Source organism: Bacteroidota bacterium (genome assembly GCA_030706745.1).
Lineage (GTDB): Bacteria > Bacteroidota > Ignavibacteria > Palsa-1295 > Palsa-1295 > PALSA-1295.
In genome coordinates this window covers 375605-390556 of sequence record JAUZNX010000001.1, presented here as the reverse complement: position 1 = coordinate 390556, position 14952 = coordinate 375605, and the positions used below count along the sequence as shown (strand labels likewise).

Annotated in this window: 10 protein-coding genes and 1 pseudogene; 5 read left to right on the top strand and 6 right to left on the bottom strand. The window is 53.2% G+C overall.

All coding sequences use genetic code 11. The features are described from left to right. Positions 1-58: 58 nt before the first annotated feature. A complete protein-coding gene (locus tag Q8902_01725; GenBank protein ID MDP4198271.1) occupies positions 59-1084 on the bottom strand; it encodes a hypothetical protein in 1026 nt (341 codons plus the stop codon). Positions 1085-2432: 1348 nt separating this feature from the next. Between Q8902_01725 and Q8902_01720 the strand changes: the two are divergent. Continuing rightward, a pseudogene (locus Q8902_01720) lies at positions 2433-3620 on the top strand (aminotransferase class I/II-fold pyridoxal phosphate-dependent enzyme). A 1293-nt stretch (positions 3621-4913) separates the two neighbouring features. Here Q8902_01720 and Q8902_01715 read toward each other — a convergent pair. The 3 genes from Q8902_01715 to Q8902_01705 all read right to left on the bottom strand — a co-directional run bounded on the left by Q8902_01715 (position 4914) and on the right by Q8902_01705 (position 8260). Continuing rightward, entirely contained in the window at positions 4914-5765 is an 852-nt protein-coding gene (locus tag Q8902_01715; protein ID MDP4198270.1) for a PCMD domain-containing protein, read from the bottom strand. 69 nt (positions 5766-5834) lie between these two features. Then, a complete protein-coding gene (locus Q8902_01710; protein ID MDP4198269.1) occupies positions 5835-7187 on the bottom strand; it encodes a hypothetical protein in 1353 nt (450 codons plus the stop codon). Positions 7188-7246: 59 nt separating this feature from the next. After that, on the bottom strand, positions 7247-8260 hold the full coding sequence (locus tag Q8902_01705; protein ID MDP4198268.1) for a hypothetical protein: 1014 nt from the start codon (positions 8258-8260) through the stop codon (positions 7247-7249). Between the two features lie 179 nt (positions 8261-8439). Here Q8902_01705 and Q8902_01700 point away from each other — a divergent pair, with 179 nt between their 5' ends. The 4 genes from Q8902_01700 to meaB all read left to right on the top strand — a co-directional run bounded on the left by Q8902_01700 (position 8440) and on the right by meaB (position 12630). After that, positions 8440-9645 carry an OmpA family protein gene (locus Q8902_01700; GenBank protein MDP4198267.1) on the top strand — a complete coding sequence of 402 codons (1206 nt, stop codon included), beginning with the start codon at positions 8440-8442 and terminating at the stop codon, positions 9643-9645. 90 nt (positions 9646-9735) lie between these two features. Beyond that, positions 9736-10446 carry a hypothetical protein gene (locus Q8902_01695; GenBank protein ID MDP4198266.1) on the top strand — a complete coding sequence of 237 codons (711 nt, stop codon included), beginning with the start codon at positions 9736-9738 and terminating at the stop codon, positions 10444-10446. Positions 10447-10452: 6 nt separating this feature from the next. Continuing rightward, positions 10453-11583, top strand: coding sequence for a GNAT family N-acetyltransferase (locus Q8902_01690; protein MDP4198265.1), 1131 nt, complete (start codon positions 10453-10455; stop codon positions 11581-11583). A 105-nt stretch (positions 11584-11688) separates the two neighbouring features. Further along, positions 11689-12630, top strand: coding sequence for a methylmalonyl Co-A mutase-associated GTPase MeaB (gene meaB, locus Q8902_01685; protein ID MDP4198264.1), 942 nt, complete (start codon positions 11689-11691; stop codon positions 12628-12630). A gap of 63 nt (positions 12631-12693) precedes the next feature. On the opposite strand, the gene Q8902_01680 is transcribed toward meaB, so the two are convergent. Together Q8902_01680 and Q8902_01675 are read right to left on the bottom strand one after the other, a co-directional pair. Then, positions 12694-12957 carry a hypothetical protein gene (locus Q8902_01680; GenBank protein MDP4198263.1) on the bottom strand — a complete coding sequence of 88 codons (264 nt, stop codon included), beginning with the start codon at positions 12955-12957 and terminating at the stop codon, positions 12694-12696. Continuing rightward, positions 12957-14924: a M1 family aminopeptidase gene (locus tag Q8902_01675; protein ID MDP4198262.1), complete on the bottom strand. Its 1968-nt coding sequence runs from the start codon at positions 14922-14924 to the stop codon at positions 12957-12959. Before Q8902_01675 ends, Q8902_01680 begins: the two co-directional genes overlap by 1 nt. Positions 14925-14952: the final 28 nt, after the last annotated feature.

Below are 14952 nucleotides of genomic sequence, written 5' to 3'. Positions count from 1 at the left end.
TAAGTATCGCTACCAGGAGAAACGCTGCAAAGTAGTTGCGTCTTTTCATAATCGTGTCTTATAGTTGAATTTTGTTGGTTGTCGTGGTTATACCATCCGTCAAGCGGAGGAAGTACGGACCTCTTTGTAGTTTGCTCACGTCAAAATCGAATGATGACAGGCCTGGTGACAGGGTGGAGACATTCGCAGCAACAATCTCACCGAGTACGTTAACGATGTCGCACTCCACTTGACCTCCGACGGAGCAGTCGATGGTGACGTGCAATCGGCCACCAGTGTTATCGAATGTCGTAGCAGAAAGTGAGTAACCAGTAGCTGTGTTGTTAAAGAGTTGCGACCGTTTTTCCGCACCCGGATCACAATTATCTTGATACTGCCCGCAAATCGGCGAAACTAAAGTCGGATCCTGGAGTGCGTGGAGATGCGCGTTATGAGCGAGGGTAGATCCTATCGGTAGAAGCGTCACCAGTCGAACATCCAAGAAGACGCTCGTTCCGGTACCGATACTTCCAATCGAACAGACACGATGCGAGGGAGTATTCTTAGTTGTGCTATATCTCAAATTGCCTAATGAATTCACGTAAGCCCTGACGGTATCGAGGCCCAACAGTATCGAGCTATCCGAAGCCCTTCTTATTTCGACAATGTAGTTCAACATCGAAGAAACGGCGAAGTAAGATGTATCGGGGTGTACGACTCTACTACTCATGATCGTGTCCCACGCCGCCAAGACTGAGTCGAACTGAGCTCCTTGGACTGTCATGTCCACGCTGGTCTCAAGGACGTCCTTCGTATCCATGTTCAGCGTTCTATAGAACGACAGTGTGTCAGTACTGCCAGAGATCGTGAACGGCAATGATACCAAGAAATCCTGCTCAGGGGCCGTCCAAGGTCCTGAAACAAAACCCACATAGCTGGCCGTCGTTGACTGCAGGAGCCCTACTTCGCCGATTCGATAATTGAACGTTGTTGAATCGCCGAGATAGCTAACGAGCGTGCGATACTGAATGGTATCTCCAAGCTGTGCTTGCGTCACCGAAACAAAGCCGAGAATCAAAACGAATGAGATCAAGATGTTCTTCATACATGGTATGAGTCACCTCGCCCCAAAAATCCGACACGCGATTTCAATTATTCTTAGAATTTCTTTTAGTACCACCCCGAGGCTTCCTCACTCCCGCGATCACTTGTGCTCGCTCAATGGCACGTTCGTATTGCCGCTGCACGGTTGCGTAAGTTCTGCCGCGCATTGTTCCGATTTCATCGAATGAGAGTCCAAGTCTATGCCTCATTAAGATAATCTCTCGATCGGATGCTTTGAGTGCACCGAGAATGACGCTCAAAGTTGCTTTCGCTTCAAACGACTTAAGCTTGTCTTCTGTCTGCGGGTCACGATGAAAATCGTCAAGATGTGTTGTGCGAGCGTTGCGCTTAATTTGCCGTTGGAGAATTCTCCCGGCGGTCCTTCGCATGAAGCTGAATGCTCTGTGCTCGCTACGGAGTTTGCCAGAGATCAGGGTATGGTGATAACGGTGGAGTGCTTCAGACGCAGCGTCTTCACGTTCGGCTGTAGAAGTAGACGAGGCATAGCTCCGACCCAGTGAGCGCACAACGGAGGGCCACTGTCGAACTGCTTCCCGAACAAGCTCATTGGATGCCATGATCGAATGGCGCGGGATGTATGAAGGGACGACGCGAAAGGAGAGTGAGCGATGAACCCCGAACGATGTGAGGCATGAATAACACATCCAAATAAGTCAATGGACATGGGAATATGTCCGGCGGCAGGACGTCGGGCGAACGAAGAACTCGATTTGTTGAAAACGATAGCTGCATTATGTTTGATAATAGACTACTGCTCATCCTATCGCTTCCAACTACCATTATCCGGACCGTGGACCGGCACTCGCGAACGGTCAGGATCTGACTTCTTTGGGAGTGGGTGTGAGACTGGCGCTCACCTGTGATGCAAGAATTGACATAGATGGATCACTAATAGTTCAGTCATAAGGGCATTCACCAGAATATTGAGGATGACCTGCTAGCCGTGCGTCGTGGTGAGGGGCCGCAGCACCGTGGGGCTGGTCCGGGAAACCAGGCCACAATTATTGTTGTGACTTTTTTGACGAAGCCCTTGCATCGCGGACTTTCGTGTGCTATATTAGGTGGTGAGGTCATAGGCACCTGTCTTGCTCATTGACAACTTAGGCGATTTCGCGCAACTGGAGAGGGCGTTCATTAAATGACAATTCAAAAGAGAGAAAATCGCTTCAAGAAGAAAGCGTGATGAATGCGTACTGGCTTTCGCGGAAATGACGAGGGGCGGTTTGCCTCCCCTGATCGGGTTGAAGGCAGTCCATTTGGGTGAATGACATTTTCGCTCGGTTTTGCGTTAGGCGGGCTCGAGCATTTGACATTTACCCCCTTACTCTGTGGACCTATTTCAAAAATGTTACGACTTCACGCGAGCCGATGAGGTCAAGGAAGCCGGTTACTACCCGTATTTTCGCGCGATCGAGGAAAACGAAGGCCCGGTCGTTCAGATCGAAGGCCGGAAGATCATCATGGCCGGCTCGAATAATTATCTCGGGCTGACCGCCGATCCGCGTGTCAAGGAGGCGGCGATCCATGCCATCGAGCGCTATGGCACCGGCTGCTCGGGCTCGAGGTATCTGACCGGGACGGTCCGGCTGCACGAAGAGCTGGAGCACGAAATGGCTGACTACTTCCAGAAGGAAGCGTGTCTGCTTTTTTCGACCGGCTACCAGACTGCGCAAGGCGTCATCCCGACACTGTGCCAGCGTGGTGAATATGTGATTAGCGATCGGGATAATCACGCGTGCATCGTTGCGGGTAACTTGATGTCGAAAGGGATGTACGGCGAAGTGGTCCGTTACAACCACAACGACATGGCGGACATGGAGCGTCGGCTTTCGAAGCTGCCGGTGGATGCGCCGAAGCTCATCGTCAGCGATGGCGTCTTCTCGACTTCGGGCGAGATCGTCGATCTGCCGCGCATGGTCGAGATCGCTGGAATGTACAATGCGCGTGTCATGGTGGATGATGCGCACGCGGTCGGTGTCATTGGCGAGGGTGGACGTGGCACGGCGAGCTACTTCAATCTCGTCAAAGAGACCGACATGACGATGGGGACGTTTTCGAAGACGTTCGCGAGTCTTGGTGGTTTCGTTGTCGGCGAGGAGCGCGTCATCAACTATGTCAAACATAATTCGCCTGCGCTGATCTTCTCTGCGAGCCCGACCCCAGCCTCGGTTGCTGCGGCACTCGAATCGCTGAAGATTTTGCGGGCGGAGCCGGAGCGCATTCAGCACCTGATCGATAATGCCGACTACATGCGTCGCGAGTTCAAGGCGATGGGCTTCAAGATCATCGAGTCGAAGACTGGAATCGTGCCGGTCATCATCGGTGATGATGTGAAGACGTTCGTCTTCTGGCGCAAGTTGTTCGATGCCGGCGTGTTCGTCAATGCATTTATTTCGCCTGGCGTGATGCCCGGTCTGCAGATGATGCGCACGAGCTTCATGGCGACGCATGAAAAAGAGCACCTGGACCGCATCCTCGAACTCTTCAAGGAAATCGGCGAAGAGCTTGGAGTCCTCGATGAAGAGGAAGCCGCAGAGCCAACAGCTGAGATTCACGCGGTTGGTGCTGCCAGCGCAAAGAAGATCCACATCCACAAAGTTGATGGCCGCAAGGATAAGCTCCGCTTTGTCCGGCTTCCGTGGGCGCTCTATGAGAACGTGCCGAATTGGGTGCCGCCGCTCGAGATGGACCGCATGCGGCTGATCGACGAAGTGAAGAATCCGTTTTACAAACATGCGATCTCGCAGCTTTTCCTTGCCGAGGACGGGTCGGGTCGAACGGTTGGGCGCATCGCCGCCATCATCAACTATAGTCACAACGAGATCTATGGTGATAAAACAGGCTTCGTCGGATTTTATGATTCGATCAACGATCAGCAGGTTGCCAACGCGCTGTTTGGCGCGGCGGAGGATTGGCTCCGTTCGCGCGGCATGACGGAAGTGCGCGGTCCGATCAGTCCATCGATCAATGATGAAGTCGGATTGCTCGTCGATGGCTTCGAGTTTCCGCCAGCCGTGATGATGCCGTATCATCCGGAGTATTATCAGAAACTTTGGAATGCGGCTGGATACAAAAAGGCGAAGGACTTGCTGGCATGGCGCATCACGCAGAGCATCGGACTCTCGCCGAAAATCGAGCGCGTCACCACGATGCTTCGCGAGCGCTCGAAGGTGCGTTTGCGTCCGCTCAACATGAAGAAGTTCGATGAAGAGGTGAATCTCATTCGCGATCTCTACGGTCGCGGCTGGGAAGAGAACTGGGGTGCCGTGGCGCTCACGCAGGATGAGATCACCATGCTGGCCGGTGAACTGAAGCAAATTATCGATCCGGATTTTGTCCTGTTCGCTGAAGTACCCGGCGCGGATGGAAAGCCGCAGACGATCGGCTTTTCGCTTTGCGTGCCGGACATCAATCAGGCATTCCTTGCCGGCAAGCCGATCCCGAAGGGCGCGATGAATTTGCCGACCGCGATCTCGAATCTCATGACGAAAAAGAAGTCGATCGACACGTTGCGCATCATACTGCTGGGCGTCATGCCGGAGTATCGTGGCCGCGCCGTCGATGCGATGATGTATCGCGAGATTCTGGAGCGATCGAGCAAGAAGGGCATCAAGTTTGGCGAAGCATCCTGGGTGCTCGAGGACAATGCGATGATGTCGCGCGCTGCACAGGTGATGAACGGCGAGCCGTACAAGCGGTACCGCGTGTATGAGAAGCCGCTGTTACAGGGGGATGAGCGGATCGGGGCGGTTTAGGAATTATCGTGGGATGATAGATACTGCCACGCCCCAATCCCGTACGGCTGTCTCTTACTTGATCAATTGGAGCAAGCGCCCGCTGGATTGATCGGCCGTGGCAAGGCGGTAATAGTACGTACCTGCTGGGAGGCTGGAGCCATCGAAAATGGCCATGTGATTGCCCGCCGTTTGGAAACCACTGGCAAGAACTGCGATTTGCCGTCCAGTCTCATCATAAAGCGTGAGCGTTGCGGGGCCATCGTTCGCAAGCGAATATTTGATCTTCGAACTGGAGAATACTGGATTCGGAACGCTTGCGGATAACGAGAGTGAGGGTGCGGTGCTTTCCGCTACATCACTGCTGCCTCCGAAACTCACATCGTCCACTTCGAAGGTCGTCCCCGAGGTGCCGATTCCATTCGCGGACTCTGTCGTTTCAATACTGGCCGCAACGGTGTCTGGCGCGTCACTTGTAAGCCACTGAATCGGAACAGTAAATTGAGTATAGGTCCCGGCAGCGGCGGCGGTTGCGATCCGTCCATAGCCGATGATATTCTTGCCGAGTGTCGCGTCGTATTTTGTAAACATGGCGATGAAGGACAACGTATCGTTGCTTCCGGCTATGGGTGAGAATTTATAATAGCCGGTGAAACTCCCAGGTCGACCCGTGTAAGGAACACCGAGTGTTGTGGGGTCATTCGTTGTAACAATCATCGCAGCAAGGGTAGGGAAGCTTAAGCCGACTTGCCCCTTGGCGGCGGAACTGCCGGAGTGAGCATCGGATGACTGCACGGTGTTAAATCCGTACCAGCTATCCGGCTGGCCGCTGGTCCAGGTTTCGAAACCGCCGTTTGGGATTTGGGCTGACGACGTGGTGCTAGTAAGAAGCCCGAATAGGAGAACCAGTATGTAGCGAAGATTCATGGTCGTTTTGATAGTTGGAATGTAAGTAAAGATGGTGTTTGCAAGAGTCATCGATGGTACGACGGAGAGCTAATCGTCTCCCTCGCCCTTCACCATGAGTTCTTCGTAGTTGCCAAATGTCTCTTTTTCAATTACCGCTTTTTGGATTTCGAGAAATGCGACTCGTGGATAGATCTCTTTGAGCGCGACTTCCATCTGATCGATATAACTCATTGCGCGAACTTGAGTCTGCGCAAGGTTGGTCACGAGCATTTGATCCTCAGGGGTCGTCAGCGTTTCGCCGTACCGCGATTGCATGAGGCTGGTATTGTAGCCGGCGCAGATGTGATCGAGTTGTTCCTTATCGCGTTTGAATGCGTTGGCAACATTGCCGAGCGCTATGTTGACGGCATTGATTTCATCGGTAACGGACTTCAATCGAATTGCGTGGTAGCCAGGCTCATCATGGATGACAGCCACACCGATCCGTTTGGCTTTTGTCTTCAGCTCCCTGTCATGCATTACGCGCGCTGAATCCTGCTTCGCCGGGGTCGCATCGAGGATCTCAACAATCCGCGCCGAGGCCTGGTCTGTCGAGACTTTGAACACAAGGAGTCCCTGCATCGCCGCATCAGACTGTTGCTTCAGTTGCGATGCAGGCGAACCCGTAGCGGCCTTCGAATCATCGTCGAAGCCCAGAAGGTCGTTAGAATTGCCGGTGCCGCCAGAGGACGTCACCGTTTCCTTGGGAGCTGAAGCAGCGGCCCGTTTTCGCGATTGAGAAGCCATCGACTTCCAGTCGGTGCCGTTCTTCGATGCTTGTTCTTTGAAATATGCATCTTGCTCGGCAGGTGTCTTCTTCTTCCACGCAGCGGCAAACGCAGGATCGTGGATCATCCGCTGCTGAAAGCCCTGCTTGGTAGTTGCCATTCCAGCGTCCTGTCCGACGACCGGGTTCGAATGAGGATTCAAAATGCTCTGGATGTACGCCAGCTTCTCATCTTGCGACATTGCCGCAATCTTCTTCATGGACTCAGGATCTTGCATTACTTCCGCCAGCGTAAGCGCCTTCTTATTCACGCCAGGAAGATTCTTCCCCGCGATCTCGATCTGGTCCTTCTTGGACTTCCCCTGTGCCGCGCCGAGTGCCGAGGCAAGACGTTTGTTGCTATCGACCTGACGCGACTGAACCGCGTTCAATGTTTCCCATTGTTTCCGGGCCGATTGTATATCTCGCTCGTACGCGTTGAACAGCTCGTCCACCTTGCAGCGACTATCGGTACAGGTTGCCCTTGCGTGCGCTTCCACGGTGGATGCTGGTGGCGCCGGAATTTCATCCAGGGTTTTGATCATGTCGATTTTAGCAATCGACTGCGCGCGCGTGCTTCCGGTCATGAAGCAGAGTCCGATGAGTGCAACGATGATGGTGCTGATATTTTTCATTGATACTGTTATCACTTTGATAGAGTACTTTGGAATGAGCCGTTACAGGTGGAGCGCACTCAATCCACTTCTTTCAGGCTCCATCCGGTCCTTAATACTTCCCCTGTAGTCGTCTTGGGAGAGACCACCTCGGTATAAGGCTTCGGATGTAGCTCGGGCACGAGTTCGGAGTTCGATGATGGTTTAACAGGCATATCCACGATCGTCCCGCCGGTCAGGAGTAGCACATTCTTGTATCCGGGGCAATCAGGATTGTGGAATTTGACTCGAAAGCGGAGCAGATTGTCGGAGCCAGTGTAGGTGCAACGGAAATCAGTCACCTCCATCGTTCTTCCAAGTGTAATTCCGGTTTTGATGGAAGGATCGCATGATCCTTTGCCTGTCTCGTCGTCCTTTACGATCATCGGCCCGCTCGTAATTTCCGATGTACATCCATCTCCCGTTGCATTGCGCTTGAGATTAAAATCAACTTCCATGCGGTCGATCTCATGCACATCGGCACTCGCGGTCGGATTGATGCTCATACACTTAAATCCAATTCCGACTTGATAAAGATAAACAAAAGACTTGTGGACGACGCTTATCTTCACGGATGCGGTATGCTGCAGGCCGTCCCTGCCGGTCACCTCGACGGAGATCGTGACCGGACTGACATCGTTCTCCGGGGCATCATAGTAGGCTCTCGCGTCCGGATCGTGCGGGTCAGAAAGGGGTCTGATTTTGCCAACCGTCGCGGTTCCATTGGCATATCCACTTACCGACCACTTCGCGAAGGCATTGGGAATATCTTCGGTATAAGAGAAATTCCCTCCTGCATGGAGCCAGGTGTCATAGCGTTCCTGGGTCGTACTGTACACACCTAGGACGAAGGTTTCACTCGTAAAGGCGATCGTTGAGTACGAAAGAGAAGCGGACATCGGGGCAGCGAAGATCACATACAGGGACTTATCAGCGGGTGAATGCGGCGGCGGGTGCGCAAATACGGGAACAGCAATGAAGCCGAGCATCATCAAGAGGATACCATACCGCAGGAAGAAGCGAGACAGCGACAATCCTCGAGCTACACGTATCATGGTAACATCTTCTTTACGATCAATTAGGGTCGGCTCACACTCGTCACAATCTCTTCAGCCGAACTTCGGGGAAACGAATCAGTGCAATTGCAGGATTCACTCGGGTACGAAGGACTACGTCCCGGTCCCGCATCGATGCAGGATCAGAAAGCGATCCACAATCTAACCGGATTATTCCAATGAAAGTTACACGATACGTCCCGCTCGCCTTGTTCCTTTTGAGTGCCTGCTCGTTGCCTGCAATGGCGCAGTTCGGCGGCCTGATCGACGCCATTAATGGTAAGGTCGAGGAGAAGGTTACCCAGAAGGCTACGGAGAAGACGGGCGAAGCAATGGACTCGATGTTGGGCAACAAGTCCAAGAACCAGCCGTCGCAGAGCGCGTCAACTCCGCAGACACAGAGTGGTAGCCCGGCCGCGGCCCAACAATCGGCGCAAGTCTTAAAGGCTTACAACAACTACGATTTCAAGTCCGGTGAGAATATTATTTTTGAGGACCATTTTGCCGACGATCAGGATGGCGAGTTTCCCGCGCATTGGAATTTGGAAGGTGGCCAGGCGGTCGTGAATAAGGTAAATGGAGAGCCGACCTTTCTCATGACCGATGGGAATTACGTGCTGGTCTCACCTCGTATGAAAACTCCATCGTATTTGAGCGATCCCTTCACGATGGAATTCGATTATTATCAGGTGAACAACAACCAGTGGGCACCACTGGTCCGGTTCATCGATGCGGAAGGCACACCGCGCGAGATCTTCTTTGGTCATGAGGTTCATACGGGCTCCTTCACACGAGATTTGGCTGGGGGCCAACTCGGTTCCGACGAAGAGTACTACGGCAAGTGGCACCATGCGGCGCTCATTTATCAAGCGGATCAACTCAAGGCCTACGTGGATAACACGCGCGCGCTTGTGGTGCCACACTGTGATTTGACGCCAGTAAAATTCGTGATCGGCGGCATCGGCGATGCGAACAACCCGATCTCCATTCGGAATTTCCGTCTGGCTTCCGGCGGTGGTGCGAATACGATTGGCAAGCTACTTACCGATGGGAAGTTCGTTACGCACGGCATCACCTTCGAGGCAGGCAAGGCGACGATCAAGCCGGAGAGCATGGGAGTGCTGAATGACGTGGCTGCTTTCCTCAAATCGCATGGCTCCATGAAATTCGAGATCGATGGCCACACGGATAGCGATGGTTCGGCATCATCAAATATGACGCTCTCACAGCAGCGGGCCGATGCGGTCAAGTCGCAGCTTGTCGCGATGGGTATTGCTGGCTCGCGTCTTACTACGACTGGCTTTGGTGCTTCGAAGCCCATCGCGGGCAACGACACACCGGAGGGCAAGGCCAATAACCGGAGAGTCGAATTCGTCAAACAATAACGCACGGCATTCTGTGGGGGAAAGCTGGGGCGCGGATTCCGCGCCCTTTTTCAAAGAATCTTTCCACGCCCGCCGGAAGTTGATTCCATCATGCCGTACCGCTACCTCGCACTTCCTCTAAGCGCCACGTCGCTTTTCGTATCGCTTCTTGTTTCGATCGTGCTGGCGCCAGCCGCGCAAGCTCAGACCAAAGAAGAGACGATCACGCGGCTCGTCACGATGAGCGCCAACAACGTGCTCGACTCGATGATGCACACGCTCTCGTTGCGCACGCAGGACTTCAATGCGCATGTTTCGGCAATCAACAAGACTCGTCCGCTCGAAGCCACAAATCTAGACTCGGCACACCTTGCCACGAACGCCGGCCTGACGTTGGAATTCATCGAATATCTCAAGCAATATCGCGCCAGTAGCAAGACGACCATCGATCGATTCGAAGATTCACTATTCATACTTGAAAGTGAATTTCCGCCGGTTCGGGAAAAGCGGCTCATCAAGGCGGTTGCCGAATCCTATATGGCCGATAATAAGGCGTTCGATGGATATGTTGGAGCCTTGAGCAAAGTTTATTCGAACGTACTGAACATCCTATTATTCCTTCAGCACACTCCCTATTCGATGGTCAAAGGCAAGCCACAATTTCGTCTACCAAAGGATATGGTAACCTATCAAAAGATGCTGACACAAACCGATGATGCTCAGAAAGAAGCTGCGGAGGCAGCGGCCGCATCACGTGATGCATCGCAACGGGCCCACAAGAAACTTCGGGAATTCAATACCGCACAATCCAACAACGATTAGAATAGCATGAGCAAGATCGACGTTCGAGAAGTTGTGTCCAAAGCGGACAGGCTCCGCTTCGTTCGGATGGTCTGGGATATTTATGGCAGCGATCCGAACTGGGTACCACCGATGGAGATGGACCGGATGAAGCTGATCGACACTGCGAAGAACCCGTTCTATCAGCACACGAACATCCGCTTTTGGACTGCCGAGCGAGATGGCAAGATTGTCGGACGAATAGGCGCATCGATCAACGATAATTATATCAAGGCCCAGAACGAGCAAGCGGGCTTTTTTGGATTCTATGAATCCATCAACGATCCGGATGTCGCTAACGCGCTATTCGAGCCAGCCGAGCGCTACTTGCGTGAGAATGGAATGAAGGTCGCCTATGGCCCCGCCAATCCATCCTCGAATGATGAGTATGGGCTGCTGATCGAGGGCTTTAGCCGGCCGCCGGTGCTGCTGCTAACGTACAATCCTCCTTACTATGCGTCGCTCTTCGAACAGAATGGCTATGCGAAGGACCACGATCTCTATGCGTGGCTGCTCTCACAGGAAACAGCGCGGAGTGATAAGCTCATGCGCGTTGCCAGCGCCTTGCGCGAGCGCAACAAGATCACGATTCGACCAATGAATCCGAAGCGATTCAATGCTGAGTTGGATCTTATCAAATACATCTATAATACGGCCTGGGAGAATCGAGGATTCTTCCCAATGACGGATGCGGAGTTCGATTTTCTCGCTAAGGACCTTAAGCCGATATACGATCCGAATCTGATCTTCTTTGCCGAGGTCGAAGGCAAACCGATTGGGTTTGCGCTCTCCCTGCCGGATGTCAATCAGGCATTCCATGCGGGGATTCGGATTCCGCGCGGCATGTTGAATCTTCCGATTGCACTCTGGAATTTATTCACGAAGAAGAAGGCCATTGATACGGTCCGCATTATCGTGCTTGGCGTACTCAAAGAGTATCGTAATCGGGGAGTCGATGCGTTGCTCTATAGCGCCACAATGGAAGCTGCAAAACGCAAAGGCTATAAGTATGGCGAAGCCTCGTGGGTCCAGGAGAGTAACACGCAGATGAACCGCGCCGCGCAGATGATGAACGGCGAGAAATACAAAACGTATCGGGTTTATAAGAAGACGCTTTGAACCGGGATTATGCCGATGATGCCGGCGCCACCATGAGAATCCGTCTAAAGCAGCTTTCGCAATAAGATCGCACCTCCGGGCGGCGATAAGTGTTTATCGCTGCCCATGACTTCTTCCGAACTCGCCCGACGACTTTCGACGCATGACAGGCTCGCGGTTGCCCGAGCAATTTCTCGTGTCGAAAACGACCGCGAAGATGCCGGAGCGCTTCTTCGTGAGTTAGCTCCGCGGCTGGGCCACGCGTATCGCGTGGGAATCACCGGCCCACCTGGCGCAGGGAAATCAACCATCACCTCCGAGCTGACAAAACTCATCCGCTCTTTGGGTAAAACTGTCGGCATTCTGGCTGTCGATCCGACTTCGCCATTTACCGGAGGCGCTCTGCTCGGCGATCGCATTCGGATGCAGGAGGTCTCGATGGACCCCGGTGTGTATGTTCGCTCGATGGCTACGCGTGGCTCGCTCGGCGGACTTTCTTCGAAAGCAAAAGATGCTGCTGACGTGCTGGATGCCGCCGGATTTGATTTTGTACTCTTCGAAACGGTCGGCGTGGGACAATCCGAGTTGGATATTGCAAAGGCGGCGGACACAACCGTCGTTGTGCTCGTACCGGAAAGCGGCGATGCCGTACAAGCGATGAAATCCGGACTGATGGAAATTGCCGATTTCTTCGTCGTAAACAAGTGCGACCGTGAAGGCGCGGATCAAGCTGTCCGCGCGCTGACGACAATTCTCACATTCCGCGTCACCCACAAAGAAGACGAGTGGATTCCACCCGTCATCAAGGCCGCCGCCAGCAAGAACGAAGGCATAGACCACATACTTTCGAACATCGAAAAACATCGGGAACATCTACTCAAGACCGGTGAACTGGCCACGCGCCGTATCGAGCGCGAGCGCGAGCGAGTCCACGAACTCGTCGAACTCATGCTTCACACGGATTTCTGGACCGCCGAGCGATCGGCGAGACTCGAACAAGAACTCATTCGCATCTCCGCGCATGAGACAACGAGCTTCGATGTGGCGCGAGAGTTGACAAAAGTGTAGCGCACGCTTTCGCTTGCGCGAGCGCCTCGAAACACCGAGTATTCGCGCAAGCGAAAGCGTGCGCTACACGGCCTCCGCGCGAAGCTTCTCCAGAGCCGAAGAAACGATATTCACGACATCCTCCTGCGGCAGCGATCTCGGCTTGAACCGCGAGCGCGCCATCCGCACCGCCTCTTCGAGCGTTGTGAGTTCACCTCGAAGATAAAGCCAAACGTGATAGCCTAACCGGTTGCGGTCGTTCTCTTCAACGGTCGGTACATCCGCAACCGCCGCGTAGGCTTGTCGCGCCAGTTCGGTGTCGTGCTCTTTGGAGATGTGGAGAGACATTAGCGACTTATTGTTACGCCGGTTGAAACAGAGAATTCATTTGGTATCCGAACGTACAACCGATAATTACCAGCGCTCAGTCCGGCAATATTCAAGCTATCTTGAATGATAGTCTTGGTTATCGTACGAGTCCAAGTGCGTACTTGATGACCAGCGTCATCGAAAAGTATGAGTAAGAGATCGCCAGACGCATTCGGATAGTCGATAGAGTACGAAAGCAAGTCCTGGTTGTTGGGATTGGGAAATACTCGAAGACGAGTGGCAGGAACACTGACCTCCACCATTGTAGTACCGACTGATGCAGAATACGTCATCTTCATTGTCGTCATCAACAGTAGTCCATCCGGGTCGATCTTGATCGAGTCTGGCATGAACCCAAAGTTTGCGAAATCCTGACTCTTTTGGGTCGAGTCCATCCAAACGATGACATCTTTTGGACTACCATTGCTGTACCCGCGCACTGGAATCGGCACTCGGAAGTATGGCATGCCGGCATTGTTAAACTTCTGATGAAATTCAATCGGCGCACCAGTCTGTCTTCGGTACCACACGATCGTATCCTTCGGAAACCCAATACCATAGACCCACTCTTTCCAGAACCACGACAAATCCTGACCACTGATCTCTTTAAAGTCTTGCTGCATATCGAAACTGGTAGCAGTGGAATATGCATGCACGCGACCGTAGTAACGGACACATTTGAAGAACGTAGAATCGCCGAGATACTGCCGGAGCATCCCGAGAACGGCCGCGCCCTTTTGATAAATTGTAGAGGGATAGTTATTGCTGTGATTGTCCGCAGTCGCGGCGCCGAAAAGTGGCAGAGCATTTACTGCCGGGTACTTGGAAATGGCGATGTTCGAGTGTTGCGTCGCAAGATATACCGAGCGCCCGAAGAGATGTTCGAGCGAGAGCGCCTCGCAGTATGTCGCAAATCCTTCATTGAGCCACGCATCGTCGAACGTCTTGCACGTCACCCAGTCGCCCCACCACTGATGCGCGAGTTCATGGATTGCAGTGGTGCTCCCGCCTCCGGTGCTGCTTGCCATTTTCGCTGAATCGCCGATGAGCACGCCCTTATCGAGCGAGATCATGGTCTGATGTTCCATCGAGCCGATGGGCGTGATGACATAGCCGACCTTCTCGAATGGATATGTGCCGAAGAGTGAATCATAAAACGCGAGTATGTCTCGCACGCGCGCGCGCATGTCCACCGCAGCTTTAGCACTATCGCGTTGCAACGCAAAGACCTGAAATGGCTTGTTCAGCGAGTTCGGAACATTATCTATGGTGTAGGGTCCCGTCGCAAACGTGAGCAAATACGTCGCAATCGGATGGCTGATGTGCCAGTGCATCGTCCGCCAGCCGTTTGCTACAGTGTTGCTGACGAGCAACCCGTTCGAAGCTGTCACATCGCTATCCCGACAAATGAACGTTAGGTCGACTGAGTCCGGCTTATCGTCCGGCAGATCGTAGCAGGGCATCCAGTGCCGCGTGCAGGAAGTGTAGGGCGCGTTGAAGCCGACGCCCATCGCAAACATCATTGTGTCCTCGTCGGTCACGCCTCCCCAGTGGAGCGTACCTTGCTGCTCGGGCATGCCTTTGCCGTGGTAGTAAGTCGTCACTGTGAAGAGATTGCCGCTGTCGATAGCACTTGGAGAGAGCGCGAAATACCCGCCATACATTAAGGAGCTATCAGGAAGTACCCGAACAACGGCGCGGCTGCCATTTACGAAAACACTATCGACCTGGATATACAAAGCGTATTGACGAATTCCAGTCAAGCTCTCTGATGTCCGGCCCGTCATGGTCACAACACCCCATAGCGAATCGGCTTGCCGGTCCAGCTTGACCGTAGCATTGTAGGAGATGGCGTGATAGCCTTTGGCAGGAATTTGGCCAGTTGCGCGGTGAGACAACCCGCCCAATAAAAACACCGCTAAAACGACCTGTAATGAGCTTCTCATCGGAATGCCGAACTCATAAGCAGACAGA

Bases quoted from the DNA above. Each gene is read 5' to 3' on its own strand.
- Q8902_01690 (MDP4198265.1), top strand. From the start codon at position 10,453: ATGAGCAAGATCGACGTTCGAGAAGTTGTGTCCAAAGCGGACAGGCTC.
- Q8902_01695 (MDP4198266.1), top strand. From the start codon at position 9,736: ATGCCGTACCGCTACCTCGCACTTCCTCTAAGCGCCACGTCGCTTTTC.
- Q8902_01725 (MDP4198271.1), bottom strand. From the start codon at position 1,084: ATGAAGAACATCTTGATCTCATTCGTTTTGATTCTCGGCTTTGTTTCG.
- Q8902_01700 (MDP4198267.1), top strand. From the start codon at position 8,440: ATGAAAGTTACACGATACGTCCCGCTCGCCTTGTTCCTTTTGAGTGCC.
- Q8902_01705 (MDP4198268.1), bottom strand. From the start codon at position 8,260: ATGATACGTGTAGCTCGAGGATTGTCGCTGTCTCGCTTCTTCCTGCGG.
- Q8902_01715 (MDP4198270.1), bottom strand. From the start codon at position 5,765: ATGAATCTTCGCTACATACTGGTTCTCCTATTCGGGCTTCTTACTAGC.
- meaB (MDP4198264.1), top strand. From the start codon at position 11,689: ATGACTTCTTCCGAACTCGCCCGACGACTTTCGACGCATGACAGGCTC.
- Q8902_01710 (MDP4198269.1), bottom strand. From the start codon at position 7,187: ATGAAAAATATCAGCACCATCATCGTTGCACTCATCGGACTCTGCTTC.
- Q8902_01680 (MDP4198263.1), bottom strand. From the start codon at position 12,957: ATGTCTCTCCACATCTCCAAAGAGCACGACACCGAACTGGCGCGACAA.
- Q8902_01675 (MDP4198262.1), bottom strand. From the start codon at position 14,924: ATGAGAAGCTCATTACAGGTCGTTTTAGCGGTGTTTTTATTGGGCGGG.